This window comes from Streptomyces sp. NPDC047042, assembly GCF_040644035.1.
Classification (GTDB): domain Bacteria; phylum Actinomycetota; class Actinomycetes; order Streptomycetales; family Streptomycetaceae; genus Streptomyces.
Genome location: NZ_JBEYVP010000049.1, coordinates 17,801 through 44,708, shown reverse-complemented (window position 1 = coordinate 44,708; position 26,908 = coordinate 17,801). Strand labels below are relative to the sequence as shown.

At 70.0% G+C, this 26,908-nt stretch carries 34 protein-coding genes, 1 tRNA gene and 1 pseudogene; 5 read left to right on the top strand and 31 right to left on the bottom strand.

Annotation, left to right across the window (positions count from 1 at the left end; translation table 11 throughout):
• Positions 1 to 122: 122 nt before the first annotated feature.
• From ABZ855_RS40860 to ABZ855_RS40845, 4 genes are all read left to right on the top strand, one after another.
• On the top strand, positions 123 to 578 hold the full coding sequence (locus tag ABZ855_RS40860; protein WP_360816519.1) for a pyridoxamine 5'-phosphate oxidase family protein: 456 nt from the start codon (positions 123 to 125) through the stop codon (positions 576 to 578).
• A gap of 137 nt (positions 579 to 715) precedes the next feature.
• On the top strand, positions 716 to 2,449 hold the full coding sequence (locus ABZ855_RS40855) for a GAF domain-containing sensor histidine kinase (protein ID WP_360816516.1): 1,734 nt from the start codon (positions 716 to 718) through the stop codon (positions 2,447 to 2,449).
• A gap of 420 nt (positions 2,450 to 2,869) precedes the next feature.
• Positions 2,870 to 2,942, top strand: a tRNA-Arg gene (locus tag ABZ855_RS40850).
• A 536-nt stretch (positions 2,943 to 3,478) separates the two neighbouring features.
• The gene (locus ABZ855_RS40845; RefSeq protein ID WP_360816513.1) at positions 3,479 to 3,712 is read left to right on the top strand and encodes a helix-turn-helix transcriptional regulator; all 234 of its coding nucleotides are present in this window, start codon (positions 3,479 to 3,481) and stop codon (positions 3,710 to 3,712) included.
• A gap of 74 nt (positions 3,713 to 3,786) precedes the next feature.
• Here ABZ855_RS40845 and ABZ855_RS40840 read toward each other — a convergent pair whose 3' ends face one another.
• From ABZ855_RS40840 to ABZ855_RS40830, 3 genes are read right to left on the bottom strand one after another with little or no spacing between them, the layout of a single operon-like run.
• Entirely contained in the window at positions 3,787 to 4,116 is a 330-nt protein-coding gene (locus ABZ855_RS40840) for a hypothetical protein (protein WP_360816510.1), read from the bottom strand.
• On the bottom strand, positions 4,113 to 4,307 hold the full coding sequence (locus ABZ855_RS40835) for a hypothetical protein (protein ID WP_360816507.1): 195 nt from the start codon (positions 4,305 to 4,307) through the stop codon (positions 4,113 to 4,115). The genes ABZ855_RS40840 and ABZ855_RS40835 overlap by 4 nt, the downstream gene beginning before the upstream one ends.
• Positions 4,304 to 4,546: a hypothetical protein gene (locus tag ABZ855_RS40830; RefSeq protein WP_360816504.1), complete on the bottom strand. Its 243-nt coding sequence runs from the start codon at positions 4,544 to 4,546 to the stop codon at positions 4,304 to 4,306. The genes ABZ855_RS40835 and ABZ855_RS40830 overlap by 4 nt, the downstream gene beginning before the upstream one ends.
• Positions 4,547 to 4,643: 97 nt before the next feature.
• On the opposite strand from ABZ855_RS40830, the pseudogene ABZ855_RS40825 reads away from it, so the two are divergent.
• Positions 4,644 to 5,204 (top strand): annotated as a pseudogene (locus tag ABZ855_RS40825) (GntR family transcriptional regulator); the annotation flags it as partial.
• A 196-nt stretch (positions 5,205 to 5,400) separates the two neighbouring features.
• Here the strand turns inward: ABZ855_RS40825 and ABZ855_RS40820 are convergent.
• The 28 genes from ABZ855_RS40820 to ABZ855_RS40685 form a co-directional block, all read right to left on the bottom strand.
• Positions 5,401 to 6,453 (bottom strand): hypothetical protein, encoded by a 1,053-nt coding sequence (locus ABZ855_RS40820; RefSeq protein WP_360816501.1) that lies wholly within the window; start codon positions 6,451 to 6,453, stop codon positions 5,401 to 5,403.
• 1 nt (position 6,454) lies between these two features.
• The gene (locus ABZ855_RS40815; RefSeq protein ID WP_360816498.1) at positions 6,455 to 6,835 is read right to left on the bottom strand and encodes a hypothetical protein; all 381 of its coding nucleotides are present in this window, start codon (positions 6,833 to 6,835) and stop codon (positions 6,455 to 6,457) included.
• A complete protein-coding gene (locus ABZ855_RS40810; protein WP_360816495.1) occupies positions 6,832 to 7,266 on the bottom strand; it encodes a hypothetical protein in 435 nt (144 codons plus the stop codon). Before ABZ855_RS40810 ends, ABZ855_RS40815 begins: the two co-directional genes overlap by 4 nt.
• The gene (locus ABZ855_RS40805) at positions 7,266 to 7,535 is read right to left on the bottom strand and encodes a hypothetical protein (RefSeq protein WP_360816492.1); all 270 of its coding nucleotides are present in this window, start codon (positions 7,533 to 7,535) and stop codon (positions 7,266 to 7,268) included. The genes ABZ855_RS40810 and ABZ855_RS40805 overlap by 1 nt, the downstream gene beginning before the upstream one ends.
• Before the next feature lie 5 nt (positions 7,536 to 7,540).
• Positions 7,541 to 8,302 carry an N-acetylmuramoyl-L-alanine amidase gene (locus tag ABZ855_RS40800; RefSeq protein WP_360816489.1) on the bottom strand — a complete coding sequence of 254 codons (762 nt, stop codon included), beginning with the start codon at positions 8,300 to 8,302 and terminating at the stop codon, positions 7,541 to 7,543.
• A gap of 13 nt (positions 8,303 to 8,315) precedes the next feature.
• On the bottom strand, positions 8,316 to 8,795 hold the full coding sequence (locus tag ABZ855_RS40795; protein WP_360816486.1) for a hypothetical protein: 480 nt from the start codon (positions 8,793 to 8,795) through the stop codon (positions 8,316 to 8,318).
• Position 8,796: 1 nt separating this feature from the next.
• Positions 8,797 to 9,993, bottom strand: coding sequence for a hypothetical protein (locus tag ABZ855_RS40790; protein WP_360816484.1), 1,197 nt, complete (start codon positions 9,991 to 9,993; stop codon positions 8,797 to 8,799).
• Positions 9,990 to 11,042: a hypothetical protein gene (locus ABZ855_RS40785; RefSeq protein WP_360816481.1), complete on the bottom strand. Its 1,053-nt coding sequence runs from the start codon at positions 11,040 to 11,042 to the stop codon at positions 9,990 to 9,992. Before ABZ855_RS40785 ends, ABZ855_RS40790 begins: the two co-directional genes overlap by 4 nt.
• A gap of 15 nt (positions 11,043 to 11,057) precedes the next feature.
• Positions 11,058 to 11,912: a phage tail domain-containing protein gene (locus ABZ855_RS40780; protein ID WP_360816478.1), complete on the bottom strand. Its 855-nt coding sequence runs from the start codon at positions 11,910 to 11,912 to the stop codon at positions 11,058 to 11,060.
• A 2-nt stretch (positions 11,913 to 11,914) separates the two neighbouring features.
• Positions 11,915 to 15,409, bottom strand: coding sequence for a hypothetical protein (locus tag ABZ855_RS40775; RefSeq protein WP_360816475.1), 3,495 nt, complete (start codon positions 15,407 to 15,409; stop codon positions 11,915 to 11,917).
• A gap of 17 nt (positions 15,410 to 15,426) precedes the next feature.
• Entirely contained in the window at positions 15,427 to 15,573 is a 147-nt protein-coding gene (locus ABZ855_RS40770; RefSeq protein WP_360816612.1) for a hypothetical protein, read from the bottom strand.
• The gene (locus ABZ855_RS40765; RefSeq protein WP_360816472.1) at positions 15,546 to 16,061 is read right to left on the bottom strand and encodes a hypothetical protein; all 516 of its coding nucleotides are present in this window, start codon (positions 16,059 to 16,061) and stop codon (positions 15,546 to 15,548) included. Before ABZ855_RS40765 ends, ABZ855_RS40770 begins: the two co-directional genes overlap by 28 nt.
• A 94-nt stretch (positions 16,062 to 16,155) precedes the next feature.
• A complete protein-coding gene (locus tag ABZ855_RS40760; RefSeq protein WP_360816470.1) occupies positions 16,156 to 16,722 on the bottom strand; it encodes a phage tail protein in 567 nt (188 codons plus the stop codon).
• A gap of 30 nt (positions 16,723 to 16,752) precedes the next feature.
• Positions 16,753 to 17,046, bottom strand: coding sequence for a hypothetical protein (locus ABZ855_RS40755; protein WP_360816467.1), 294 nt, complete (start codon positions 17,044 to 17,046; stop codon positions 16,753 to 16,755).
• Positions 17,043 to 17,495, bottom strand: coding sequence for a hypothetical protein (locus tag ABZ855_RS40750; RefSeq protein WP_360816464.1), 453 nt, complete (start codon positions 17,493 to 17,495; stop codon positions 17,043 to 17,045). Before ABZ855_RS40750 ends, ABZ855_RS40755 begins: the two co-directional genes overlap by 4 nt.
• On the bottom strand, positions 17,495 to 17,770 hold the full coding sequence (locus tag ABZ855_RS40745) for a hypothetical protein (protein ID WP_360816461.1): 276 nt from the start codon (positions 17,768 to 17,770) through the stop codon (positions 17,495 to 17,497). Before ABZ855_RS40745 ends, ABZ855_RS40750 begins: the two co-directional genes overlap by 1 nt.
• Entirely contained in the window at positions 17,770 to 18,240 is a 471-nt protein-coding gene (locus ABZ855_RS40740; RefSeq protein ID WP_360816459.1) for an HK97-gp10 family putative phage morphogenesis protein, read from the bottom strand. Before ABZ855_RS40740 ends, ABZ855_RS40745 begins: the two co-directional genes overlap by 1 nt.
• Positions 18,240 to 18,923, bottom strand: a complete 684-nt coding sequence (locus ABZ855_RS40735) for a hypothetical protein (RefSeq protein ID WP_360816456.1) — start codon at positions 18,921 to 18,923, stop codon at positions 18,240 to 18,242. The genes ABZ855_RS40740 and ABZ855_RS40735 overlap by 1 nt, the downstream gene beginning before the upstream one ends.
• A 4-nt stretch (positions 18,924 to 18,927) precedes the next feature.
• Positions 18,928 to 19,215, bottom strand: a complete 288-nt coding sequence (locus ABZ855_RS40730) for a hypothetical protein (protein WP_360816453.1) — start codon at positions 19,213 to 19,215, stop codon at positions 18,928 to 18,930.
• Positions 19,216 to 19,217: 2 nt separating this feature from the next.
• Positions 19,218 to 19,451 (bottom strand): hypothetical protein, encoded by a 234-nt coding sequence (locus ABZ855_RS40725; RefSeq protein ID WP_360816450.1) that lies wholly within the window; start codon positions 19,449 to 19,451, stop codon positions 19,218 to 19,220.
• Entirely contained in the window at positions 19,451 to 20,680 is a 1,230-nt protein-coding gene (locus tag ABZ855_RS40720) for a phage major capsid protein (RefSeq protein ID WP_360816447.1), read from the bottom strand. Before ABZ855_RS40720 ends, ABZ855_RS40725 begins: the two co-directional genes overlap by 1 nt.
• 228 nt (positions 20,681 to 20,908) lie before the next feature.
• Positions 20,909 to 21,577 carry an HK97 family phage prohead protease gene (locus tag ABZ855_RS40715; protein WP_360816444.1) on the bottom strand — a complete coding sequence of 223 codons (669 nt, stop codon included), beginning with the start codon at positions 21,575 to 21,577 and terminating at the stop codon, positions 20,909 to 20,911.
• The gene (locus ABZ855_RS40710) at positions 21,577 to 21,924 is read right to left on the bottom strand and encodes a hypothetical protein (RefSeq protein ID WP_360816441.1); all 348 of its coding nucleotides are present in this window, start codon (positions 21,922 to 21,924) and stop codon (positions 21,577 to 21,579) included. The genes ABZ855_RS40715 and ABZ855_RS40710 overlap by 1 nt, the downstream gene beginning before the upstream one ends.
• The gene (locus tag ABZ855_RS40705; RefSeq protein ID WP_360816438.1) at positions 21,924 to 22,121 is read right to left on the bottom strand and encodes a hypothetical protein; all 198 of its coding nucleotides are present in this window, start codon (positions 22,119 to 22,121) and stop codon (positions 21,924 to 21,926) included. The genes ABZ855_RS40710 and ABZ855_RS40705 overlap by 1 nt, the downstream gene beginning before the upstream one ends.
• Before the next feature lie 84 nt (positions 22,122 to 22,205).
• The gene (locus tag ABZ855_RS40700) at positions 22,206 to 24,521 is read right to left on the bottom strand and encodes a phage portal protein (protein ID WP_360816436.1); all 2,316 of its coding nucleotides are present in this window, start codon (positions 24,519 to 24,521) and stop codon (positions 22,206 to 22,208) included.
• 10 nt (positions 24,522 to 24,531) lie between these two features.
• Positions 24,532 to 25,881, bottom strand: coding sequence for a terminase family protein (locus tag ABZ855_RS40695; protein ID WP_360816433.1), 1,350 nt, complete (start codon positions 25,879 to 25,881; stop codon positions 24,532 to 24,534).
• Positions 25,878 to 26,303, bottom strand: a complete 426-nt coding sequence (locus ABZ855_RS40690; protein WP_360816430.1) for a hypothetical protein — start codon at positions 26,301 to 26,303, stop codon at positions 25,878 to 25,880. Before ABZ855_RS40690 ends, ABZ855_RS40695 begins: the two co-directional genes overlap by 4 nt.
• Positions 26,304 to 26,450: 147 nt before the next feature.
• The gene (locus tag ABZ855_RS40685; protein WP_360816427.1) at positions 26,451 to 26,897 is read right to left on the bottom strand and encodes a hypothetical protein; all 447 of its coding nucleotides are present in this window, start codon (positions 26,895 to 26,897) and stop codon (positions 26,451 to 26,453) included.
• Between the last annotated feature and the right edge of the window lie 11 nt (positions 26,898 to 26,908).

The following is a 26,908-nucleotide window of genomic DNA, read 5'->3' as shown; positions in this document are numbered from 1 at the left end:
GTGCCGGACAGTTCGCCTGGGAGGACGTACCGGACCCGGCCGCACCCCGACGCCCCTGCCCGTCCGTTCCATCCGTTCCATCCGTTCCGACCGTTCCATTTGGCTGACGAGGAAGCAGAGCGATGTACGCCAACGACGGGTTCCGCGAACTCGACCGGAGCGAGTGCCTGCGCCTGCTGGCACGGGCGCCCGTCGGCCGCGTCGTCCACACACGCCAGGCCCTGCCGGCCGTGCTTCCGGTGAACTTCGCCCTGGACGGCGAGGCGGTGGTGGTGCGTACCTCGGCCGCCTCCGAGCTCGTCCGCGCGATCGACGGCGCGGTGGTCTCCTTCGAGGCGGACGAGGTCGACGCGGCGGCTCACTCCGGCTGGAGTGTCATCGTCACCGGTAGGGCGAAGCTGGTCACCGAACAGGCCGTCCACGAACGGCTGTTGCGGAACGGACCACGTTCCTGGGGGCCCTGGCCCGAGGAGGTTTTCGTCCGTATCGAGCCCGAGTTGGTGACCGGGCGGGAACTCACGGGCGGGGTCACTCCCTACGGTCTGGACCTCAGTCCCCTCAGTCCCCTCAGGCCTTGAGGGGCCGTGCGTGCGGGCCACGACGGCTTCGGCCAGGAACAGGCTCTGATTCCGTACTGCCGTGCCCCGCGCCGGTAGCGTGGTCCTTGACCGGAGCGGCCAGTGCCGGGCCGCCCCGGGGACCGGAGGAGACGCAGGTGGGAAGCCCCGAAGAGCCTCGGCGGACCGAGCAGGCCAGGGTACGGCTGCCGCAGCTGAGGCTGGACGAGCTCCTGGAGGAGCTCCAGGCCCGCCTGGACGCCGCCCGCGGCACCCGCGACCGGGTGCACAGCCTCCTGGAGGCGGTGCTGTCCGTCGGCCGGGAACTGGACCTGCAGCAGGCCCTGCGGAGCATCGTGGAGGCGGCGGCGGTGCTGGTCGACGCCGAGTACGCCGCCCTCGGCGTGATCGGACCGGACGGCAGGCGGCTGTCCGCCTTCCACACCGTCGGCGTCACGGAGCAGCAGATCGCCCGGATCGGCCCCTACCCGGAGGGCCACGGCATCCTCGGCGAGCTGATCGACCACCCCGAGCCGCTGCGACTCGCGAAGATCTCCGAGCACCCGGCGTCGTACGGCTTCCCGCCCAATCACCCGCCGATGAACACCTTCCTCGGCGTTCCGATCCGGGTGCGCGAGCAGGTCTTCGGCAACCTGTACCTGACCGAGAAGCGGGGCGGGGCGCAGTTCGACGAGGAGGACGTCTCGGTGACGTCGACGCTGGCCGTGGCGGCCGGGGTCGCCATCGACAACGCCCGCCTCTACGAGGAGTCCCGGTTGCGTGAGCGCTGGCTGCGGGCGAACGCCGAGATCACCCACACCCTGTTGTCCGGCGGGGAGCAGGGCGCGGTTCTCGCGCTGATCGCCGACCGGGCCCGGGAGATCACCGCCGCGGCCCTGGCCGTCGTCGCGATTCCGATGGACGACACCGACGCGCTCACCGTGGAACTCGCCGTCGGCCTGGACGCGGACACGCACCGGGGGGTGGTGGTACCCGGGGAGGGCAGCCTGATCGGCGAGGCCCTGGCCTCCGCCGCCCCCGTCACCAGCGCCGACGTGTCCCACGACGAGCGGTTCTCCTCCAGCACCCCTCGCGACGGTCTCGGTCCGGCCGTCGCCGTCCCGATCGGCTCGGCCCCCGGCGCGGTCCGGGGTGTCGTGCTGCTGGTCCGGGAGGCCGGCGCCACGGCGTTCTCCGGCAGTGAGATCGAACCGGTCAAGGTCTTCGCCGCGCAGGCGGCGATCGTGATGGAGCTGGCCCAGCGTCGGGCGGAGGCCGAGGAGGTCGCGCTGCTCAAGGACCGCGACCGTATCGCCCGCGATCTGCACGACCTCGCCATCCAGAGGCTGTTCGCCACCGGTATGACCCTCCAGAGCGCGGGCCGCTTCATCGAGCACCCCGAGGCCGCCGAGCGGGTGGTGCGCGCGGTGGACGACCTGGACGAGACCATCAAGATCATCAGGTCGACGATCTTCGGCCTCCGCTCGCGCGACGGCGTCGACGGGACCGGACTGCGGGCCCGTGTGGTGCGTATCGCCGGCGAGGCGGCCCCGGTGCTGGGCTTCGCGCCCAGCGTGCGGATGGAGGGCCTGATCGACACCGACGTGCCGCGCGGGACCGCCGACCACGTCGTCGCCGTCCTCTCCGAAGCCCTCACCAACATCGCCCGCCACGCCCATGCCGACCGCGCCGACGTCGCCCTCACGGTCGGCTCCGGCCGGGTGCGGCTCACGGTCACCGACAACGGCGTCGGCGTCCCGGCCGACGGTCGTCGCAGCGGGCTGCGCAACATGGCGGAGCGGGCACAACAGCTCGGCGGCGAACTGGAACTGGGCAGTGCCGAGGGCGGTGGCACGGCGTTGGTCTGGTGGGCGCCCGTCGCGTCGGCCTGAGCACTCCGCCGGATGTGCGGCGGGGCCGTCGTCCAACACCCTCGTCCCCCTCGTCGTCCGCCTGGTACGGGCCGTCGAAGGCGTGGGCCACCGCCCCGCCCGGACCTCTGCCCCGGCCTGCCAACCCCTTCACGAGCGGAGCGCCCGCGTCGAAGCGGCACACCGCCATGGGCGGCGCACTCGCCCGCCCCTACGAGCACCAGCGGGCGCGATCGGCACCCCGCCTCCGAACGCCAGCGCCCGCCCGAGCCCCGATCCGGTACCCTGTTGATCGAGCGCTCTCGGCGGGCGCTGCGGCGTGTCACGCGGTCTACCGCGCACCTCATCACCGCAGCATCATGATCCAGACGCTCAGCGCTTGACCGGGAGACCAGGGCACGATCTGTTCACCAGTTCCGTCCAAGGTTTCGCACAAGCCCCGCCTTCGTAGCTCAGGGGATAGAGCACGGCTCTCCTAAAGCCGGTGTCGCAGGTTCGAATCCTGCCGAGGGCACAACCTGCGCAGCAGGTCAGAGAGTTAGAGGCCCCCTGTTTTATTCGAACAGGGGGCCTCGGTCATGATCCACTGCCACATGGATGCCACATCCCCACGTGATCATGGATCTAGCGTCACCCGTACGGGTGACTGGACAACGTTCAATAGGCACGTAGAGTGGCGCGCACGAGGGGGGCAGGTGCGTCTCCCCACGCGCGCCTGAGACGCGCCTCTCGTGTGCCTGCGGGTTCCGGCGGGGAGGCCGGACCTACAGGAGGAGGCCCTCACCGGGTATATCGGTGAGGGCCTCTACACGTACCAACGTAGACCGCCCCGGGAGTTGACACTCCCGGGGCGGGACGCCTTGACCGAGTCGTAGCGTCTAACGGCCGAATCTCGCGGAGACGCGTACGCAAGTCCGGCCGCTCTGGTACCGCCGCTGCCCCACGTCACCGGCACAGCAAGCGGTGTCCCTTCACATGCCCCCAATCAAGATCATTAAATTTGCCTGGCCAGGCAAAGACACCAGGACATGATCAATCCACGGTGGGCGGGTGCCCCTTGACCCCCTCCCCGACTGGCTGATCCCCCGCCGACGGGAGGTCGGGGCGCGCCTCAGGGCCGCCCGCGATCACGCCAACCTCACGCAGATGGAACTCGGCAACCGCGTCGGCCGGGACCACCGCACGATCCACCGCTGGGAGCACGGCTACCGCGTGCCGACCCTTGACGATCTGCTGCTCCTCGCGGACGCTCTCGGCATCCAGCCGCGCGAGTTCTTCGAATGACCCGCCGCAGCCTGCACGGACAGACTGCGACGGGCCGAGGCCACCCCCGCATGGGGGACGTCGGGGGTGACCGGTCAGATGTCGCGTATCAGCCCGTCAGGATGGCCGTGCGCGAGGGCATACAGGGCATGGCTGTCGCGGCAGTGCTCCCACGGAGTGCAGCGCGCGCACGTTTCCCGGTGAGTACCGTGCCGCTTCTCCGCCACACCGACGACGCACGTCCGGCATGCGCGGGGGCGCCACCGTTGCAGGCCTCCGTCGGCGATGCGCAGCCGCGGGCCGAGGTCGACGCTCGCGATGCCGCCGCACCAGACGCAGCAGTGGCCGGCCGCCTGCTCCGTGGTGGGGGTGAACCTTTTCGCGACGGGCAGCAGGTCCGTCGCGTTGATGAGTGCTCGGTTCACTGGTCCGCCACCGGCACGAGGCCGTTAGCGTCGCGGCAGGGTCCGCAGGCGAACAGGTTCGATCCGGCGCCGACACCGGAGCCCTGCTCGATCATCGCGACCAGGCGGGCGTCATCGCTGTTTCCGTTGTGCCAGCTGCACCAGGCGAACGAACTGGGCGCGGGCTGCGGGGTGCTGGAGTCCTGCTTCATGGATCCACCTCGTCCTGTACGACGGCCCAAATCTCGGGGGTGTCCGTGGTGTCGCTGCTGCCCCAAAGGTCCGCAGCGCGTAGCACCTCCAGCAGGGCGTTCCATCTCTTGGTGTCACTGCCAGCCGGGGCGGGGGCCTGGAGGCGTATGCCGGAGGGGATGGCCAGTGCGTGCACGGGCTCGTCCAGCGCCCGTTCCAGAGCGGTGCGTAAAGCTGCTGCTCGCAGGCTGATAGGCATGCCCGATCCCTGCCCTTGCGTGAGAGGCTGACTCTTGCGCAAGAGTAGACCGGGGCTCGCTACTCTGTCACGTAAGTCACACGGAAAGGGGCATAGCGTGACGACCGATACGCCGCGGTACTTGCAGGTCGCCGACCAGATCCGCGCCAGGATCGAATCCGGAGACCTCGTACCAGGCAGTCGGCTTCCCTCCGTCGCCGAGATCTCCGCCGAGTGGGGCGGCAGCAGCAGCGTCGCCACCGCCGCATACCGGCTCCTCGTCGAGGAAGGCCTCGTCGTCTCCCGTCACGGCGCCGGCCACTACGTCCGCAGCCAAGACACGCCGGCGCTCCTCGTCCGTCAGCACCGCCGCCGTAGCGAGGACTCGCCGTTCGCGGAAGGTGCCGCCAAGCAGGGCGCCGTGGGCACGTGGCGGCACGAGTCCACCACGGAGGCGGCGACCGCGGCCGTGGCCGCGCGCCTCGGTCTCGAGCTCGGGGACCCGGTCATGCACACCTCGTACGTGTACCTCGCCGACGACAAGCCGGTGCAGCTGGCCGAGTCGTGGGAGCCCCTCGTCCTTACCGGCCAGTCCCTGATCGCGCTCCCCGAGGTCGGCCCGTACGCGGGCGTAGGCGTGGCCGCGCGGATGCGGGTCCTGTCCATCGAGGTAGGTGAGCCCGTCGAACGGGTGCGGGCGCGGATGTCGTCGCGGCAGGAGGCGCAGGCCCTCGGCCTGGTCGCCTGGCCCGGTCCTCGCGGTCGAGCGGACCTACTACGACCAGGCCACCGGCCGCCCCGTAGAGACGGCCGACATCGTGATGCGCGGCGACCGGTGGGTGGCCGTGTACGGACAGGCCCCCGCCCGGCACTGATCAGGCAGGCTCGGGCCCGATGTTCTCCAGCCGCAATTTCCACGGGTACAGCGGATGCGTGTACACCTTCCCGGGGCTCGTGCCCTGGTGGTACAGCCCGACAGTCACGTTGCCTGACCCGTCGATCTGGCCGGCCCCCACGGTGAACATCTCGTCGCCGGTCGCCTTGGAGAAGGCGGTGCTGGGGTACAGGGTCGGGTTGCCCTCGGCCAGCGGGGTGGACGTTCCGGAAGCCGCGTAGACGGCGGGCGCGCCCGCACTGTTCTCAAGTGCCCAGTCCAGGTAGTGCGCGCCGGAGTACATGAAGTTGCCGCACACGCGGATGCGGTCACCGGCTGATGCCGCGATGGAGCATTGCAGGGGTGTCGACGCTGACGAGGCGGCCTGTACCCACGTGGCTGAGTTCGGCAGATCTTGGGGTGCTCCTGGGTCGTCGGCGATCCGGGCGAAGGCGACTCGCACCTGAGTGCCCGCGTCGCCTGCCGGGCCCTGCGGTCCGGTATCGCCGGTGTCTCCTTTCGCTCCGGCAGGTCCCTGCGCGCCAGCCGGACCCGTATCCCCGGTGTCACCCTTGGGCCCCTGTGGTCCGGCGTCGCCTTGTTCTCCCGGTGCGCCGGCCGGTCCTGTCGCTCCGGTGGCTCCGGCCGGGCCCGTGGCGCCGGTTGGCCCGGCGGGTCCAGCCGGGCCGGGTGGTCCGGGTACGAGGACGTACTCGCCGTCGTCGGCTGCGCCCGGGATCAGCTCGGACAGGTCGACCTCGCCGAGGCTGTGCGGCAGCGACACGAACAGGGCGTCGCCACCCGTCTCTACGCGGTACGTCCACCCCGTCGGCGTGAACCCCGCCGCGTCCGTGGCAACCAGCACCTTGGACCACTGGCCTGCGTCGTTTGGGTCGACGACGACGGGATCGTTCTCGACGACGACGCCCCACTCAGCACCGACGACGCGGCCCGGCACCGGCCGGATCCGTACGGGTAGCGGGCGGCCGTTGCCGTCGGCCAGGGTCTGGTGTCCGGTGAGGGTGACGGTCTGTACCCCGGGCGGGAACGGCATCTCAGGCTCCTGTGTGCATGTGCTCGCGCACGCGGTCGTGGATGTCTTCGGGCTCCGGAGTCACGCCCCGATCCCTCATACGGTTCATCAGCCGGTCCACCGTCCAGGAGTAGGCCAGCACCAGCCCAGACAGTCCGTCGATGCGCCGGTCCTGCCGCTCGATCTTTGCCTTCATCTCGTCGCGGATCTCCCGGAACGCGGTCAGATCCGCCTGACGCTGAGCGGGCTCAGCCGCAGCCTCGGCTGCCGCCCGCTGCGCCTCAGCCGTCGTACGCGCAGCGGCCCGCGTCGCCCGGGCGGCGAACAGCCCACTGCCCAGCAACGCGAGCGCGCCGAGGACCGAACCTATGACCCCCGCAGCAACCCCCCACGCTCCGCTCACGGTCTCTCCTCAGGTGGTGCAGGGTGGGGCATCTCGTACTCCGGCACGGACGCAGCCCACAGGATCATTCCGAGGTGGCTGGTCGCGTACCAGCCGAAGATCGCCAATCCGCGAGGGAAGTCTCCCGACGCAGCCCCCCACAGGAACGCGGCTCCCCACACGAACGGCGGGACCAGAGCGGCGATGAACCCCCACCGATCCCGGCCGATTCGCAGCCACGCCGAACCGAAGGTGACCGCACCGCACACCACCCAGAGCGAAGCCCAGCAGCGGATGTCCGCGACCCGCGTGAGGAGTTCCAGTCCGCGCGGGTCGGGCGCGTCGGTGAGGATGTAGCCGAGGCCGAAGCACACTTTGCCCGTGCCGAGCAGGACGAGCGCTGTACCGCGGCGGCCCAACCGCTTGCCCAGCCGCCGGGCCGCCGCACGCATCAGACCCCCCGCGCCAGGGACGCGCTGTTCTTCACGCCGCCGAACGCCCGCGCCAGCATCCCCTTCAGCAGAGTTCCGCCGGCAGCGATACCCGCCGCGGCCATCGTCTCCCAGAAGCTGGCGTGGAACATGTCGGCGGGCCCGGCCGCGATGGCAACGCCGCCGGCAGCAACCACCGCCGTGGCGAGGGTCCGCTCGGCGAGGTCTCTCGCGTACGTCTTCGCCGTCTCCACCACGGTGTCGGTGTCGGGCAGGTGCAGGTTGGACATGGGGATCACTCCTTCTCCAGGGCGGCGATGCGCGCGCCCTGCTGCGTGACGGTCTTCTCCAGGGCGGAGAGCCGCTGTTCGGTGGTCGGCACCGGCGCGGGCTTCGGTGGCGCGGGCGGCTTCGGCGCCGGCGGCTTGGCCGGGGACCACGACGCGGGATGCGCCAGGCGTTCGTCGATCCGCACCCGGGTGCGCGGCATCGACACGTCCGCGCCCCCGGGGGATGTGCGCGGGTCGACCTTCCCGGGCTGCCACTCAAGGTGGCCGATGACGGACTCGCCCTTCCAGCCGTACGCCCGGCAGATCGCCGCCGAGGCCCGCACCATGGCGTCGGCCTGCGCCTCCGGCCACGGGTCTTTGCCGTCGCCGAGGTTCTCGCACTCGAAGCCGTAGAAGTGCCGGTTGCCGTCGGTGTTCGCCTCGTTGTCGACGGGCAGCGCCTTCTCGGCGACGACCGCGTTGAGGACGTCGTCATCACCCAACCCGGCGTGGTTGGCGCGGCCGTTGCCGACGAGGTAGAGGGTGCCGTCCTTGGCTATGACGCCGTGGCACAGCGGGCCGGGCAGATCGGAGTGCCCGGTGTAGCAGAGCGACACGGTGGACGCGGTGCCCTTGGTCACGGTGTGGTGCAGCATCACCCCGTTGACCGGCCCCCACGGGCCCTTCGCGTTGCGGTTGTGGGTGCGCCAGCTCTTGTACTCGACGACGCGCACGCCCTCCGCTTTGAGAGCGGCGACCAGTCTGTCCGCAGTGAGTGGTGTGGCCATGATGGTGTGCCTTTCAGAGGAGTCGGGCGTAGCGAGGTGAGACGCCGATCGAGCCGCCGCCGCCGAACTTGCCGCCGGTCGACGCGCCCGCCGTACGGCGCACCTGCACCTGCACCTTCAGCTGCGTCGCCGCCCGGTACGGGGTCAGGTCGAGAGTCAGGGCCGGGAAGACGTACGAGAACGTGGCCGGCACGGAACCGTTCGCGACGACCGTGCTGTCCAGGAGGACTTGCCACTCCCCGCCCGTGTTCGTCGACGAGACGACGTCGCCGATCAGCACCAGGCCGAGCGACAGGCTGGCCGTACGCGGGCTGAGGATCGTCTCCCACAAGGTCGCGAACGAGGTGGTGTCCTCGTACACGAGGCCATGCAGGGACGTCGGGTAGAACGGCAGCTCGTCCCGCTCCCACCCAGCACGCCGCAGCGCGGCCACCTCCTCACGCAGCACGGCCAGCTGCTGGAGGAAGTTCGGAGACTTCAGCACCTTCGGCATGTCACACCGCCACGCAGGTCAGACGGATACGTTCGGGCCCGTTCACTGCGGTGTTCTCGATGTTGACGATGCGGAGCGTGCCCTCGCGGCCGGCCGGTGACTGCGGCTCGGGGTCGATGACGAACAGGGCCTCGTCGCCCACGGAGTACGAGCCGAACTCCGGGTCCGTGTCCGCGGACACCTCGAACGTGGGCTGCACGGTGGCCTGCGACCGGGTCTGAAGGTCCGCGTTCGTCAGGCCCTGCACCTGCGCCTCGTCGATGACACCCTCGTACGTGGCCACTCCCTCGAGGAGCGGCCACCCCGAGTTCAGGAGATCCGTCGCAGCGGCCGTCTTCACGATCCTCGCCTCGCCCGTTCCCTCGCCGAGCCCGGACATCTCCGTCACCAAAGCGGTGCCGTCCTCCGGCCAGTCGTACGACAGGATCGACCCGTTCCCGCCGCCCTTCGAGAACACGAGACCCGACTCCGAGGCAGGGCGCCCGCGGCGCGGATACCAGGCCCGCGCCTTCCGGAACCTGCTCGGTGCCACGTTGTTCGCCGAGGACGTCCAGCCCACCTCGATGGCGAAGTCGAACCCGTCATCTGCGGCGGCCAGTTCGGCGATCGACTTGTAGATCTCCGGCCGCTCGTACGCGAAGTAGGTGATGGTGCGGAGGATGCCGTGGCCGGGGGCGGTCAGGGGGTTGATGTCGACGCCGATGTTCCCGCCCGGCTGGTCCGTCGCGTACTTCAGCAGCGACCACACGATGAACTTCTGGTCGGTGAACAATCGCTGCCCGCCCGCGTCCACGTACGCGGTGTCGATGATCAGGCTTGTGTCCGTGGACAGGGTCTTCTTGACGTAGCGGTGCTGGTAGTACGAGAGGAACTCGGCGGCCTGGATGGCCTTGCCGCCGGTCACGCTCTGCCGCGTCCACACGATGCCGCCCCACACCAGGACCCCATCGCGGTCGACGTACACCGCCGTACGGCCCGGAGTCGACGCGGTCTCCGGGTCCAGAGGGATCGTCTCGTCGCTGTACGGGATCGTCCCGGACAGGGTGCCGACACCGTTCAGTTCGTACGAGTACGAGACGTCGGCAAGCGGCAGCTCGGCCAGCAGCTGATCGGTGCGCAGGTCGCAGAACAGGTAGGTGTACGTGTGCTGCGGCTGCTGCGCGACCGCCTCGGCGAGGGCCATCATCGCGGTCGTCACGACACCACCCCGGGCGGGTCGACGATGGAGAACTGCCGGAGGGCGATCGAGGTGACGGTGCCGGACTGGCCGGTGATCCCCAGGTTGCCGCTCGTGGACAGGAAGGCGCGCAGCGGTGCGGCCGAGGGGGCTGCGGCGCCACCCCAGTTGATCTCGGCGACGGGCCGCCACGACGCGTTGAAGTTGAAGATGCTGAACGCGGACGTGCCGACGCCGGTGAGGTTGATGACGCCCCGGAAGTACCGGATCCGCAAGCCGCCGATCACCACGTCCTGCACCTCAGGCACGTTCGGCGAGGACGCGGCCGAGGCACCGGACAGATACGACCCGATCGTGGTAAGCGCCTTCCACCCTGACGCCGTCACCGGGTACGTGTCCGCCGTCGCCCCGGCCGCCGTCCCGTACCGCCACCGCTCCAGATCGGTCAGGTACAGCATCTGCCCGGGGTGCAGCCGGTCCGGCGCCACCGACGACGCCACCGGCAGGATGCCGCCCGCAGCAACCGAGTACTGCCGGACGTCGGAGATGTTCCCGGCGGCCACGCTCGTCTGCGAGGGAGCGATCGCCAGGTCCGCGAGGATCTGCGCGTTGGCCGGCAGAGTGCCGCGCACCGTCGCCCCGGCCGACGCGGCGTATGGGCCCTGGATGATCTCGAGCCGCCACTCGGAGAGGGCCCCCGCGTACTCGGCGTCGTACACCGAGGCGACGACCGTGTCCTTGCGGAACTGGCCGGCGCCGCCCGCGGGCTGGACGGTCAGCGTGACGTCGGCGTCGTTGACGCAGATGTAGGTGCCGGAGCCGCCCGTGTCGTGCTGGTCGACGTAGGCGAACCCGGCCGACACGATGACCGTCATGTTCGGGGTCAGTGCCGGGCGCACCTTCAGCTGCTGCTGGGTGTAGCTCGGCTTGACGCCCTGCCGAATTCGCATCGGCGTGGACTCGTCCACCAAGAACCCCGGGTAGGACAGCAGCGACGTCAGCGCGAGCCGGTCGTTGCGGGCCGGGTACGAACCGGCCTGCTGCCACGCCGGGGGGTTGATCACAGCCACGATGGATCTCCTCTCTTACAGGCTGGTGTCGCGCCATGTGACGGTCAGAAGGGACGGCACGCCCGACCCGGACGGCAGCGCGCTGCCCCGGTAGGCGATCTCGTTGGCGCCCGGCACGAGCAGGGGCCACGTCGACCCCGCCCGCACCCAGGAGCGGCGCGGGCTGCTGCCCTGGAAGAGGACGGCCCTCGTGCGGGTGTCGATGAGGAGGTACTCGCCATCGTTCAGCGTCGCGTCGATGATCAGGGTTTGGCCCGTGGTGACCTGCTCAATCGACGGGTCAGCCACCGGCCCGTCCACGCGCAGCACCGGATACGCGTCCGAGGCGCCGTTGTTCACGGCGAGGACGCGGCCCGACTCGCCCGCCGGGCCGTACGTCCGGTCGTGCGTCAGCGGGTAGGTGCGGCCGGCGGACGGGCTGTAGGCCGTCGTCGATGTCGACTGCTCGGTGAGCCCGTACAGGTAGGGGTCGGCGCAGTACAGCTCGAGCGCCGCGTCCCCGATCGACCAGAGGTGCTCGGCGTCGTACGGCAGCGACCGCTTACGGACCTTCGCCCACACCAGGATGTCCTGGTCAAGGAACTGCAACGCCGACGGCTGCCGTTGGGGCTGGGTGTGGTTGCGCAGGGCGATGGTGAGGGCGCGCAGGTCGTCGGGGGTTTCGCCCCGCAGGCCCAGACCGAGCTGGATGACGCGGGGTCCGGTGTAGTCCGGGCCGCTGTAGTCGCCGTGCTGGCCGGGCCGGGCGACGTCCTCGGCGCGAATGTCCGGCAGATCATCGAGGCCTTCGAGTGCGGTGACCGCGTACTGGGATCCGGGACCGAACGTCAGGTCCCCCCACTGGATACGGCCGAGCTGCTGCTGTGCCACCGTCACCGCCCCCCGACCAGGCCGCGCCACGACAGCGCGCGCAGGATGCCGTCCGGGCTCGCCTCCGAGCCGTACAGGTTGAACGTGTTGTGCTGGTCGCCGCCGCCACCGCCCGCGTACACGGTCGCGAGCTGCGCGGCCGAGGGCGTGCTCGTCAGCGCGGCGCTCACCCCGGTACCGACATCGAGTGCCGCGCTCGCCATGGTGCGGGCCGCTGCTCGGACCTTGCCGCTCATCGCCAGCAGTCCGCCGCGCAGGCCTTCACCGTCCATGACCCCGATGTCGCGGAACGCACGCGACGGTGACTTCGTCTTGTGCACGGCCTTGACCATCTTGAGCATGTTCTCGGCGATCTCACGCATGACGTTCTCGATCGCCTTCTGCTGCGACTTCAGGCCGCTGACCAGGCCGCGGGCCGCCTGGATGCCCGCCCCGTACAGGGCGTCGCCCACCGTTTTCCCGGTCGACGCGGCCGACTTCGCGAGCTGCGCCTGAAGGTCGTTGATCTTCTTCAGCTCGGCGGGCGTCGCCTTCGCCAGAGCTGCGGCCGTCGCCGAGCCGCCCTCGACACCAGCGTCCGCGATCTGCTGCAGCAGGTCGGTGCGCAGCCCGGCCTTCCGCAGCTTCGCGATGTTGGCCTGGAACGCCTTGGCCGCCTTGAGGGACTGCTGAAGCCCGACCGTGATCGCGGTGACCGAGTTGACCTGCGCGTTCCCCGTGGTGATGTTGGCCTCGGCGAGGATGCCCGTCCGGATGTCGGAGACGGCCTTCGACCGGGCCCGGACCAGGTCGTCCAGCTTCTTCTGCGCGGCCGCCAGCTTCTTCAGCACGGCGTCGCGCTTCGTGACCTGCTTCTCCAGCGTGGCCGTGGCACGGGAAAGCGCCCACTCGAGGCCGTTCCGCACGTGCGTGGGCAGGGCCTTGGTGATGGACTCCAGCCTCTGCTTCAGCCGGGCCGTCGACCCGGTGATGCCCTTGATGAACCCCTCGATCAGCAGGCGCCCGGCGGGGGTAAGGATCTTGGCGTCCTTCTGCTTCGGGCCCTTCCAGTCCGGCAGTCGCCGTGTGATGTCAGCCAGCACGCTTTGCACGGTGGGGATCTTGCTGACGATGCCCGCGACGAAACCGGCGATCAGGGTGGCCCCGGCGACGAACAGCGTGCTGTTGAGGTTGCCGAGCGCCGACGTCGCACGGGAGGGCAGGCGACCGATCTCGGTGACTGCGTTCGCGATGCCGGCGCGCGCCCCGTCCAGCAGCCGAGCCGAAGCCTCCAGCATCCGCTGCTGCAAGACGACGGCCAGCGACGCCACCGCTGCACTGATCTGGCCAGGCAGTTTCGCAAAGGCGGTCACCGTCTCGGCAGCGAGGTGAACGGCGGCCTTCTTCGCCGTGTCGGCCGCTTCCGTGAAGTCGCCGCGGAACAGGTCCGCGAGGATCTGCACCGCAGGCACCACGACGTTCGAGATGAAGCCAGCCAGCTGGTCGGACAGCACTGTGGCCAGATCGCCCACCAGGCCGATCAGGGGGGTGAGCAACGGCATGAGGCCATCGAGGAGTTGCACGACCAGATCGGCGACGGCTTCGATCAGCGGGGCAACGGCGACGAGGAGTTCCCCTACCGACTCGCCCACCGTGACCAGGATCGGACCGAGTTCGACGAGGATTTCCCCGAGGAGTTCCAGGAAGAACACGAGGCGTTCGGCGAGCAGCTTGGCGAGGGGTTCGATGATGCCGGGCAGGGCGGCCAGGATCGGCGACAGGGTGTCCGTGAGGATCTCGGCCACGTCCGCGACGACGGGGGCGAGCGCCTCGAAGACGACCTGGCACGCCTCCAGCAGGGGCGTGAGTGCGGGCAGCAGGGCCGCGACGAGGTCACCGATGACGGGCAGCAAGGGTGCCGCCGCCAGGACGAGGGCTCCGACCGCGCCCGCCGCCGCCTCCAGCACAGGGCCGAGCGCGTCGATGATCGGGGAGAGCCCGGCGCCGAGGTTCTTGATGAGGCTCTGGATCGGCGGACCCAGCTTGACGAGGATCGGTGCGATCAACCCGAGGGCCTGGCCCAGCAGCGGAGCCACAGTCTTCGCGACCGTCGACATTGTGGTGAACAGCGCCTTCAGCCCGGCCTGCACCTCAGGCGACGCGAACGCATCCGCCAACGATCCGGTGATCTCATGCAGGGTCCCGACCAGGCCACCCCCGGACGTTTGCGCCGCCGAGAAAACGGAGCCGAGGATCCGTCCGACGTTCATCGCGACGTCGACCAGATCACCGATCAGGTCGATCGCGTTCTGGATCGCGTCCTGCATCCGGCCCGACTCGAAGGCCTTACCCAGCCGGTCACCGATGTCGGCGCCGATGTGCGCGGCAGCCGCAGTCAGCCCCTCGAACGATGGGCCAGCCGCCGCCGCGATCTGGCCGAGCGCCGTGACGACGATGCCCGGCAGACCCGACAGGTTTTGCAGACCGGAGCTCGCCGAGTGCAGCGCATGGCCGAGGGTGCCGGACTCGCCGAGATCCCGCGCCGCACCGAGCACGCCGGCCGACATGTCGCCGAGCGCCGTGGCCGTGCCGAGGAGGTTGCTCCGCAGCACCGGCAGCACGCTCTTCGAGGTGCGCTCCAGGTTGTCGGACAGCCCGCGGAACACCTCGTCCTGTACGGACTGCTGCACCTCGCGCAGCGCAGGCGCCATGTCCCGCACCGTACGAGCCACGTTCGCCGCAGCCGGGGACAGCTTCTTCAGCGCCTCGTTGAACTCCTCACTCTTCGACGGGTCCAGCGCCGCCCCCAGCGCATCCTCCATCCCCATCGCCGCAAGCTTCACCGTGCCCGAAGCCAGCTTCACGGCCACCAGCCCGGTCACCGCGACACCGGCGGCCGGCGCAATGTTGGCCAGCGTCGTGACCACCGCGCCCGCGGCAGGCACTGCGCTGCCGATCATCGCGGCGCTCTTCGCGAACCCGGCCGTGATCGACAGGCCCGCCTGCGCCCCGGACCGACCGAGGCGGCCGAGGATCCCGGCGAGCCGGTTGGGCCGGTCCTCGTCGATGTCGACGTGCACATCGACTTCCGGCTCGACATCGTCCACGCGGTGCGCGGCGGCGAGGAGTTCGTCCAACTGCCGGGCCGCCGCGCGCGTGGACGCCTGCACGTTGATGTTCGGATGCGAGTCCGACAGCCGCTGAAGATGCGGCGTCAACTCGTTGATCCGGCGGATCGCCTGGTCGACAGGAATGTCGATACCGATCCGCTCATCGGACAGGGCCTGCAACTGCTCGCGGACGCGGGCGAGGTCGCGGTCGACCTGGTCGGAGTTCGCGTCGATCGGAATCTCGGGCAGGTTCGCGAGGAGGCCGTGCAGTTCCCGCTGCACGCCGCCGCCGAGCGCGGCCCCCACGCTGGAGCCCTGCCGGGACGCGTCGGCGACCGTGCCGTTCAGGCCGTCCAGGTTGACCGCTAGGTGCGACACCAGGTTCGGCAGGTTGATGTCGTCAGCCACGGGTCACACCTCCTCGGTTACTGCATGGCGGCCATGGCGAGCAGGCCGGGTCCGCTGGTGGATTGGGCAGGGCGGTTGCCGCCGGTCTGGTGGGCGGCCTGGTGTTCGTCGGCCAGCGTCATCAGCTGGCAGAGCGTCATGTCCCAGAAGGCGTCGGGCTGAATGCGGAGGGCACCGACGGCGAGGTAGTAGAGCTGAGACCAGGGGAAGGTGTCGTCTCGGGGGCCCCGTTCTGCTCCGGGGCGTCGCCGTTTCCCAGGGACTCCAGCGCCTTGGCGAACGCCGTCTGCCAGGCATCGACGTAGTCGCCGAGGTGGCCCGGGTGCAGCAGGTCGGCGAGGTCGGCTCCGTCCGTACGACGCCGGTAGGTGATGTCTCCAGCGATCCGCCGCTCGCCCTTCGCGTCCTGGTGCTCGCGGAAATGCGGCTCGAACCCGCCCGGGCCGAGGCATCCCGCGCCGATGAGCTGGACGATGGGCCCGTAGGCGGCGCCCTTGCCGGTGGTGTCGATCGCGCCCTGTACGGCGACGACGGATCCGTAGCGTGCTTCGAGGAGCGCGATGGCACGCATCGGGTAGCGGAGGCTCACCGCGGTGCCGTCGGTGAGGTTGATCGATGCGCTGCTTGCGAGGAGGTCGAGTCCTGCGGTCATGGTGGTGGTGTCCCTACGTGAGTGCCGGGGTTCGGCCTGCGGGTGAGGGGTGGCCGGGCGGGCGCGCTGAGCGAGAACGCGCCCGACCCGGGGCTTACGCGATCGCTGCGGCGGTCTCGTTGAGGACGATCGACACCCACTTGTTGTTGGCCAGCAGCGGGTCCGCGTCGGCGGTGAAGCTCGCGATGCGGTAGTCCTCCTCGGCGAACCCGAGGTCCGGGAACGCCGAGATGGTCAGCTTGTGCAGCACGACGTGCATGTCACCGCCGACGATGTCGACGCCGTTGGGCGGTGTGACCCCTTCGAGCTTGAACGGGGGCATCGTGGCGTTGGCGCTGGTCAGGTCCCAGGTGGACACCTCGGTTGAGCCTGTGCCGGAGTCGGTGACCGCGCCGCCGAGGATCGCGACGAGGACGTCCAGACTGAGCTTGGCGTGGGTGATCGCGACCTGAATGTTCGTGATGCTGGAGTTGGTGGCCAGCTTGGTGTTGTCGCCCCGGAGCTGCTTCACCTCTACGTCGCCGGAGATCTCAAAGCTCTTGATGCCCGGCACGTCGATGAGAGTTCCGTACGTGGCGGTGCCGCCGGCAGGGTCGGCGGTCAGGGGCGCGATCTTCGCGTCCTGGATGGCGTAGACCTTGGTCACTCGGGAGATAGGCATGGTGTTCCTTCCTGGTGCCGGGGTCCGGCCCTACTGAGTGGGGAGGAGGCTGTTCGGGGGTGATTCGGGATCGTCCGGTGGGAGGGTCTCCAGCACGTCGCCGTCCAACTCAGGCAGTGGACCCGCGTCCTGCGGCACGATCAGCCCGTCGACCACCCACCACGTCGTCCCCGGCTGGCTGCCGCTCTGGACGGACAGGGCACCGTGGGCGAGTCCGGAGAGAAACGCGACGTGCTCAACGGTCGCGCCGGGCTGCGCCGGCCACCTGCTGCTGAGGTAGCTGACGGCGTCCGCGCGGGGCATCACCGTGAACGTGATGGTCACTGGGGTACTACCTCCTGGCGCAGCAGCTCCCGGTGCACCTGGACGGTGATCGAGTGCCGGACGCGGTTGTCGGCGATGGGGATGCGGTCGATGTCCTGCACGCGTACGGCGTGGACGGGTGCGGGGTGGGCTGGGAGGGTGCAGCCGTGCAGGGCGTGGGCGATGGCCTCGGCAAGTCCGTACCGCTCGGTGTTCTTCGTGGTGCGCGCTCCGGTCTTGACGCGGGCCAGCTGGACGAGGTCGACGGTCACGGTCTCGATGATGTTGACCTCGGCGTTCGGGTCGCCGAAGTCCCCGTTGGCCGTGGTGTCGAGTCCGGCCGGCATGCCTTCCTGCACGACGACGAACGGCGGCGCCTGTCCTTCGCGGGGGCCGTCGCGGAACACGGGCACGCCGAAGGCGAGGGATTCGAGGCGGGCCTTGATGGCGCCCGACGTGGACGCGGCCATCACGCCCCCGTCCACTGGCCGTTGCGGACCCAGCCGTGCAGCCCGCAGCATTCCCACAACAGGGACGGTTCGAGGTGCAGGGGCTCGCTGGAGACGAGTTCGTGCTTCCACGTGCCTGCGGCGACCCAGCGGCCTTGCGTCGGGCACCAGTGCCAGAACGTGGGGTCAGCCGTGTTGTCGATCCAGCCGTAGTAGATGTCGTCCGTGACCTTGGTGATGCCTGCCTCGGCAAGGCTCTCCCACTCGGAGGGCGGCAGGTTCCGGTCGTGGCCCATCAACGCCTCCCGATCTGTGAGGCGTGCGCCCGCCAGAAGATCTCGGTCATCTCGATCGCCGGGCGGAGGAACGGCTGCGCGCGGGTGCCCGGGTGGTTCACCTGCGCCACCGGACGCGCAGCGCCCGGCCAGTACAGGGCCTGCTTGTACTTCGGCTTGATGACGTGCGGTGCGGTGCCGAACTCGACAGCCGCCGCGTAGTTCACGTTCGAGCCGACCACGTAGCCGATCGACCGACCCGACGTCTCAGCCCGGGACACAACCGAGGACCGCAGACGACCGGTGTCGACCGGGGCCCGGCGGCGCGCCTCGTTCTGCACGTCCATGCGCGTACGGTCCACGGCCCGCTTCACGTCGTCCGACATGCCGCCGAAGAACCGGCGCAGGCCGCGCTCATAGGCGCGGGTGTTGATCTGAGCCGACACCTGCGCGCCCATCCGCAGCCTGACGCGGGACCGGAAGCGCGCCATCACACACCGCCGATCAGCGACGGACGGTTCAGGTAGCCCACCAACAGGGCGTCCACCTGCGTCGACCCGGTAGACGCCGCCGGAGAGACCGGCTCCGACGACGCGTCGTCGTCGCCGTCCTCGATGGCCACGTTGTTGCCCTCGTCATCCACCTGAAGGCTCGGGTCTTCGGCGGCGTCCGCGTCCGACGGCGCGGCCTCAGCCTGCAAGTGCGCGGCGAGCAGCGCGTTCGCCTGCCCCACCAGCAGCGGCGCCGAGGCGTAACCGAAGCTCCCGGCCACCTTCACCTGCTGCGCGCCCCACCGCTCCCACAGACCAAGCCACCCACCGTTGTACGACTCGGCCCCCACCACCAGATCGTTGTAGCCACCCCACGCCAGATGCACGGCGTCTACCTGTCCGAGCACGTCAGACGAGGTGACCCGGTACGCAGACGACGGGAGAGACGGGGCGTCGTCGGCGGCCGGGCTGGGTGTGACGCTGGTGACGGTTCGGACGCGGCGCGGGAGGATGACCAGTCCCCCCGCGCCGACGTCCGCTACCACCGCCAGGTCAGTTGGCTCGAATACCTGCTGGGTGTACCGCTCGATCCGTTCGCGGCCAGCCTGGATCCACGCGGCGACCTCGGCGTCAGTGCCGGTACACCCCGCGTCCCTTGCGGCCTGGATCGAGCAGTACGCCACGTCGTCAGCCCTGCTCGCCCTCGGCCGACTTGTCGCCAGCCTCCAGCTCCTTCTTCACGCCCTCCGTGATCAGCCCGCCCTTGGCGACGATCTGCCGGGCGTAGCCGCCGGGGTGGACGTGGACGACCGGACCGACCTGCTCGCCGGTGCCGGCCGAGTCCAGCGCGCGGAACGCATCCTCCGGTGCGGACTGCCCGACGTCCCAGCCTGCGCCCCCCGAGTACTCGCGGGTGGACACGACGGCCGCGTTCGGCTGCTCTGCGGCGTCCTCTGCGGGCTTACGTGTTGCCATGATCAGGTACCTCCGATGACGCCACGCGTACGGAGCGCGGCCAACAGGGCGTTGTGCGCGGTCGCCGCCGCAGTGAGGTCGGCGAACGGCACGGTGACGTTGTTGATGACGGGAAGCGTCGTCCCGTTCATCAGGGCCGGGGCGCTGCCGATGACGCGCAGCACCTCGGTGTCCTGGTTCTCCGTGCGGGCGACCGCCGACTTGGTCAGCGTCACCTGCTTGACGACGCCGCCCACTACGGCAGCGCCGCGAACGTGATCTTGACGAAGGCTGCGGGCGTGTGCACCGCGACGTTCGCCCTGCGCTCCGCCAGCACCACAAGGGTGTTCGCCGTGAACAGCTCGGCGTGCGAGTCGGTCATGAGGATCGTGATCCCCTGCCGCTCCCACAGTGTGGCGCCCATCCGGTACCCGCCGAGGAGCGCGGTGCCGGCCGCCATCGCCACCGAGGTGACGACCGTCAGACCCCAGATCCGCATGGGCGCGCCCGAGTCGGTCACCGTGGTGATGACCCGGAACTGGCCGTTGGCGTCCGTGTCCAGCTCGATGTCCTGCCAGTCGAGCGGGTTCATCACGATCGCGTCCGGCGGGTACAGCGCCAGCTCGCCCTGCGTCTTCGCCTTGCGGACGGTGATGAGCTTGGCGTCCGTGTTACCCGACGGCGGCTGGTAGGTGCCGATGCCGGACGTCGTGAGGATGCCCTGCATCTCCGTCGTGCCGTTACCGGTGAGGATCTGCCGGTCGAGCTTGTACTCCAGCCCGTACGTCAACCTGCCGTTGATGTAGCCCATCAGCTGGCTGTTGTCGTCGGCGGCCTGCCTCGTGACGGGCACCCAGTGGGCGACCGTCTTGAGGCTGGTGCTGATCAGGTCGAAGGTGAACGGCCCGGACTTCGGCTTGTCCGCGCCCTCGGCGACGACCGCCGCCGCGTTCCACGTCGACTGCGGGCCGGACGTGTCCCGCATGTACTCGAGCGTCGTCCCGTCCGACGTCTGCCGGTCGAGGAGGTTCGCGATGAGCAGGGGAAAATCGGGGTTCTGGGGGATGATCCCCGGAACCCTCGTATTCTGCGGCAGCGTCGTGCCCGTGGTGACGGTGCCGGCCGGAGCCGCGCGGAACTCGATGGCTCCGGACTCGCCCCGGAAGCCGCGCTCACGGAACGCCTGGAGGGCTGCGGAGCGGACGAACGCTTCGGCGACAGTGACCGGGTCCTGGTTGCCGTTCTCGTCCGGTCCCGCGCCGGGCTGCTGACGCTGCTGGCCAGGCTGAGGCTGCGGGTCGCCCGGGGGCACCGCGCCCTGGAGCGCCCGGAGCCGAGACGCGCGCTGCTCGGCGAGGTCGATCTTCGCCTTGATTTCGTCGGCGCGCTGGATCAGCTCGTCGAAGTCGCCGTCGTAGTTGGGGTCCTGGAGGTGCGCGATGATCTCGTCGCGCTGCTCCAGCAGGGTTGGTGCCTTCGGGGGCATCTGCCCTCCTCGGTCCGTGGGGCGGGCCAGCAGCCCACCCATGGGTCATGGGTGTCTGCGGTCCGTCTTTCACGGCCGGTGGATCGCGCCCGGCGGTGCTCGCGGCTTTCACGTCCGGTGCGAGCGGCCCGGATGGGTGGAGGGTAGATCGAATGCGGGTGTGCGTGTTGGTGGGGGCTGCAATGCACGCGGTGACGGGCGTCTACCTGCGTCGTCCGCCCCCACCGATCACGCGCCGCCGATGCTGGTCAGCCGCAGGACGGCCGCCCGGCGAGCACGTTCGACCACCTTCCGCTGCTGCTCCTGCTCGTGCGCGACCGCCGAGTCCCGGCCGTGCTGGCGGTCGTAGTCGGCCAGCCGCTCGGCCAGCGTGGGCTCGCCCGTCTCGGTGTAGAGGGCGCCGAGCGCGGACCGTACGGTCTTCAGCTTGGAGCCGGGGACGGCCGCCATGCGGGCGGTGATCTGCGAGACCTCAACGAGCCGCGCGCTGCGGATGTTCTCCAGCAGTTCCTTGCGCGCCTCGTCCTCCATCTCGTACAGCTTCTTCCAGTCCGGCAGGTCCGTACGAACAAACCCCACGGACAGCTCCCGCGCGCTCCCGGACCGGGCCATCACGCGCGCGTCCCGCCCGGCCGCCGTGTCGTCGTACTTCCCCTCGATCCACAGGTGATCGGACTTCTCCTCGGCCCGGAACGTGCCGACGGGCTGGTACGGGGAGTGCATGAACAGCAGGGCATAGTCGGACTTGTCGACCCCCTTCTTGAAGACGCCGGGGTGGAAGGTGGTGCCGTAACTGTCCTTCTTCCCGTAGCGGCATGCGTACCCGCCGAACGTGCCGTCTCCGGCGTCGTCGACTCGCCATTCCACGTCCTCGAGGGAACGGAACTCGATGTCCATCACTGGCCTCCCTTGGCCTGCTTGAGTGCGTGCTCGGCGTAGACCTCGGCCACGCCGTCGATAACCGCCCGGTGGGACGGCGACAGCAGCGGCGAGTACCGGTACACGGCGCGGCCCTGCTTGTCGCGTCCGTCGTACTCGTAGACGACTCGGCCGCCGCCGAACGTCATGTGACGGGGCAACTCCCCGTCGGCGTCGGGGCGTACGCCGATGTCGGTCTTGCCGTCGAACGGGCCCCGCCGGACCTCGGCGAACGGCACGCCCTTCGGGCAGTAGGCGCCCTTGTACTGGGCTGTGCCTGCGGGCTGGAGGATGGCGCGGACCTCACCGCGCAGCAACGTCGCCATCAGACCGTCGCTCCCTTCTCGACACGCTCGAGCGCGGCCAGCGCGTTCTTCCGCCGCTGCGTTGGGATCCCCGTGTCGCAGCACGCCTCTCGCCGGATCAGACCGGGCGGCGGGGCTGTGTCGTCCCCGTGGTAACGGCAGCGTGAAGGCAGTCGCTCCAGCGCAGCACGGATCGTGGCGAGGTCGGATGGCTCCATGGTCAGGACTCCTTCGGGGGTGGGGGCGGCGGGTGGATCGGGCTCCGCTTGGGCGGCGGCGGGTACGGCGGAAGGTGCGGCACCTCAGGACTCCTCGAACAAGTAGGTCAGCGCACACCGGCACTGGATGGACTGCGCGGCTGGTGCGGTCGGATCCGCCGGCCACCGAGACTTGGTGAGGGTGAACCGCTTGTTCATCGCCACGGCCTTGCCGTTCTCCTGCCGGTGCGTCTCCCGCGTCCGCTGATCCCCCGTAGCCAGCCACGTCTTCTTCGTTGCCCCGGCATCGAGCGCGGCCAGGAACGAGGCCGCCGAGTAGCCGCCGACAGACTCCGTGCGCGCGATCAACGTTGCCCGGTAGTCCGACAGGTTCGTGAACACGCGCTGGATCCGGGCCCGGAGCTCCGGCACCGACTCGCCTTGAGCGATCCCGTGCGCGAGGATCTGCGACCGCAGGACCTGCTCCGTCGTCGCCGTCACCTGCCCGGCCAACTCCTCGATCCGGTCGTCCAAGGCGCCCGACACGTCCGGCTCGTCCAGGTCGAAGCTGCCGGTGATCGACGCGCCGCCCCGCTTCCACGCCCGCTCCACGAACGGCCGCAGGGACTCGGCGGTCTTCCGCCGCCAGTACCGCGGGTCGAAGAAGTCCCGCGCCTTGATCCGCTCCTCCCACCCCTCCGGGCCGGACGCAATGTCCATGTCGGTGAGGCGGGCGGCCGGCACCTGCTCGGGGTCGGGCGGGGCGAGGACGAGTTGCTGCTCGCGGGCGAGGGCGCACGCCTCGGTACGTACCTCGGTCAGCCACGCCGCCGAGCGCTCCGGCTTCTTCATCAGCCGGTCGAAGTCCCGCAGCACGCGCTCCTGCTGCTCCTTCGCGAGGGCTTGCACGGCCCGGCGCCCGGCACGCTCCAACTCGTCGTATGCCGCGTTGATGTCCGTCAGGGATGGAGACGACGGGGCGTCGTCCGCGCGCTCGAGACGGGGCGTCGGACGGTCGCCGACCTGCGGCGACGGCCCGCCGAGGAGACGTGCGAGCGCAGCCTCGACAGCGCGCTCGACGACGGGCCCGACGTCGGGCATCAGACGGGAGAAGTCGGCGTCCCACGACCGCGCCTCGTCGGTGCCGGCCGATCCCTGCACTGGGGCGAACTGCGCCCGGTACGGAGTGAGGGTGTTCTGGCCGATGCCCCCCGGCAGCGGGTCCAGGCCGAGAGCCGCGCGCGCCTCGTCGACCATGGTGATGTCCGCGTACATCGACGCCCGCGCCCGGTTCGCCACCGAGTCCTGCGAGTCCTGAAGCGCGTCCACCCCGGACAGGTCGAATACCGCCTCCTCGGCGTCCAAAGGCAGCATCCGCAGGTCGATCTCACTGGACACCATCTCCAGCTTCGGCCGGATCGTGTCCGACCACAGGGTGGCCTTCGCCGCGGTGCGGTTCTCGTACGTCGTCCCGCCGAGGAGGTAGTCCCGGGGCACGCCGAACGCGAGCATGACCTCGTCCGCGTTGGCGACGCGCGACTCCAGGTACTCCATCTCCTGCGGGGTGAAGGTGAGCCGCTCGAAGCCGATGCCCTTGCTCTGGCCGTTCTGCCCACCGCCCGGCGACGATCGGACCAGAAGCGTCTTCCCCGCGTTCTCCGGGCCCTGCATGCTGTTGCGCCACGATGCCTTGACCGCGGTGAAGTCGGTCTCGCCCATGTCGCCGAGGTAGACGACGCCGGTCGGACGGGCGCCGTTCTTGTAGGACTGGCGCTGCCACTCGCGGGCGTACGCGTCCATGTCGACCGCGTGCCGGGCGGCGCGCCAGGGGGCGAGACAGCCCAGCGGATCGAACGGATGCGGATAGCGGAGCCAGATCATTTCCTCAGGCAGCACGGGGACCTGCGTGCCGTCCGCCCGCCGGATCATGAACCCCACGATGTTCGCGGTCGTGGGGCGCTGCGCGATCGGCTTGTCCACCACGACGTCGACCTGATCGAAGACGAGGTGAATCTCTGTCGGGTCGCTGAGGCCGGTCTCGCCGCGGTCCTGCCACACGAACGACTGGCCGGCCAACTCGGCCTGCATGAACGCCAGGTACTTCAGGGCGCGGGCCGACATGAACGTGTTCGGCTTCTTGTTGAACAGGTGGGCGACGGGATGCCCCTCGATGAACGAACCATCGGGGCGCGCCACTTCAAGGGGGACGCTGGAGGCGTTGCTGGCGATGGCGTCAACGCACCGGTACGCCACGGCGCTGTTGGCAAACCCGCGGGCCTCGGCGTCCAGGGACAGCGTGAGGGACTGCTGCCCGCCGATCGCGGCGACCGTGATGGGCATGCGGTCCCGCAGCGTGTCGAGACCGAGGGCGGACCGTGTCTCGGCTGCTCGACGCAGCGCGCGGTTCCGGTTGTGGCTCACGTCGTTCCTCCTAGGCGACCGCGGCAGAGTTGCCCGCGGGCGCGAGCATGAGAGCAGTGAGGGCCCACACCATGGCGTCAAGGCGGTCCGGGCTGTCCTTGCCGGGGATCCAGGTGGTGAGTTGGGTCTCCAGCTCCGGCAGGCTGTTGATGATGTGCGCGGCGTTCTGCGAGAACACGGCGGCCACCGGTTCCGCGCGGGTGGCCTTACCTCGGGTGGCGGTGACGGTGTCGTAGTTCACCGAGGCGTCGATCTGCCGCAGCGTCGTGCCGATCCAGTCGCCGCCGTTGTTCGTCTCGGCGATGACGACGTCGGCCTTCCACGCGTGGTACGCCTCGGCCGCCTTCCGCATGCACTCCTCGGGAGACATGCGGCCGGACAGGTCATCGAGGACGTAGCCGTGCTGGCGGACGAACCCGTTCTTGTCGGGGATGTAGGCCTGGCCGAGGCCGGCCACGATGATGCCCATCTCGTCGGACTCGTCGCCGTCCTTCGCTGCGGGGTCGATGGCGACGACGATGCGGACGAGGGGCGGGGCCGCTCCGACGCGTGTGCGGTCGAGGACGAGGCGCTTCCACAGGGTGCCCTCGATGTCCTTGAGCAGCTCGCCGTCCAGCTCCTGCTTCTCGGTGGCGGTGCCCGCGTGGCGGCGGATCAGCTTGTCGCGCTGCTCCTGCGGCAGGTGGATCGCGTCGCGGGTCCGGCCGCGGGTCATGATGACGTCGGCGCGCTCGGTCAGCTCGATGATCTCGGTGCGTGGCTTCGGCGTCGTGCTGCCGATGTAGTGCGGGTTCGGGCCGATGCGCAGGCCCATCTCCGAGTGCGTGATGGCGTCCTTCAGGCGGCGCTGCGCGGCGACCTCCTCCATCCAGACGAGGCACCGGTTACCGCCGGCGCGGAGGCGTTCGACGTCGTCGGGGGTGTGGCTCCCGAACAGCTTGGCCTCGGCGCCGCTGGGCCACCGGGCGAAGGTGCCGCCGGCCGTGGTGCGGAGGACCACGCGCGGGTCGTGTGCCTTCAGCCCGGACGGCCCGTTGACGCAGGCCTCGACAGCGTCGCCCTGCGTGGGCGCGATGATCGCCATGCGGTGCCCGCCCTTCAACCGGGGGTCGCACGGTGGGCCGTTGACGTGGGCGACCATGTAGCGGGCGCAGCCGTCCGTCTTGCCGGTGCCGCGCCCGCCGAGCTGCAACCACCAGCCGAGCGTCTCGATCTCCGGGGGCGGGACCTGCCACGGGTACGGCTTCCACTTCCCCCACCGCTTGTGCCACAGGCGGTCCGCGAGTTCCTTCTCCAGCAGCTCGATCTCGGCGGGGCTCATCCCGGCGAGACGCGCGTCCAGGTCGATGACGCTGCTCATGCGTCGTCCAGCGCGGCCAGTTCGTCGGCGAGCGCTTTGACCCGGGCGGTCATCTCGTCGGTGATCTGCACGTTCTGCTTGACGGGCGCGTACAGGCCCAACAGTTTCGCCTCGTGGTCCATGGCGCGCACGATCGCCGTGGCAGCCATGGTCCCGTTCATGCCGCCCGCACGGAGGATGGGCATGAGCCCGTCGACCACGGCCTTGCAGGTGGCGAGCTGCTCGCCGACCATCGCGCCGAACGACTCGGACGCTTCCTGGTGGAGGCGGGCTCGGCCGCGCTTCCAGGCCGCGTACGTGTTCTTGACGTCGGCGTCGATGCGGTCGGCGATCTGGCGGAAGGTGAGGCGGTCGCGGGTGTACAGCAGTACGACTTCGTCTTCGCGCTGCCGTGCGATCGCTTCGTTCTTCTTAGTCGCCATGCCGTCACCTCCCGCTGGTGACGGTACGGATTTCGGGCGCGGCCGGATCTTGGGGGCTGCAATGCGCGGGCATGACTAGGCCCCTGCCGCCCGGAAGTCGGCAGGGGCCTGTGCCGGGCGCTACCCGGCGCGAGCTTCGAGTGTCGCTCAGCAGGCGTCGTACTTCCAGGCGCCGGCCTCGCGCGACCACGGCTGCTGCGTCTGGTTGAACTTCGGTAGCCCGGCCACCTTGTAGGAGACGCGGGCCAGCGCGCCGGACACCTCGGCCTTCACCTCCGTGGCCGCGTGTCCCTGCCCGTAGTCGGCGGCGGCCTGCTTCACCACGGCCGCGTACGTCGCCTCACCGACCTTCCCCGCGCAGCGCTTCGACAGGGCCCCGTACGCCGTGGTGGCGTCGCCCGCGAAGTAGGCGTCGGTGTAGGCCTCCACGGCGGCCGTCAGCTCGGCGGCGTCGGCCGGCGTCGGAGTGGTGGTCGGCGTCTCGGCCGTTGTGGTCGGCGTGCTCGCGGTGTCGGTGCCGTCGTCGCTGGACGAGCAGGCGGTGAGTACGAGCAGGAGTGCGGCGGTCACGGTGATGGTGGCGCGGGTGCTCATGGGTCCCCCCG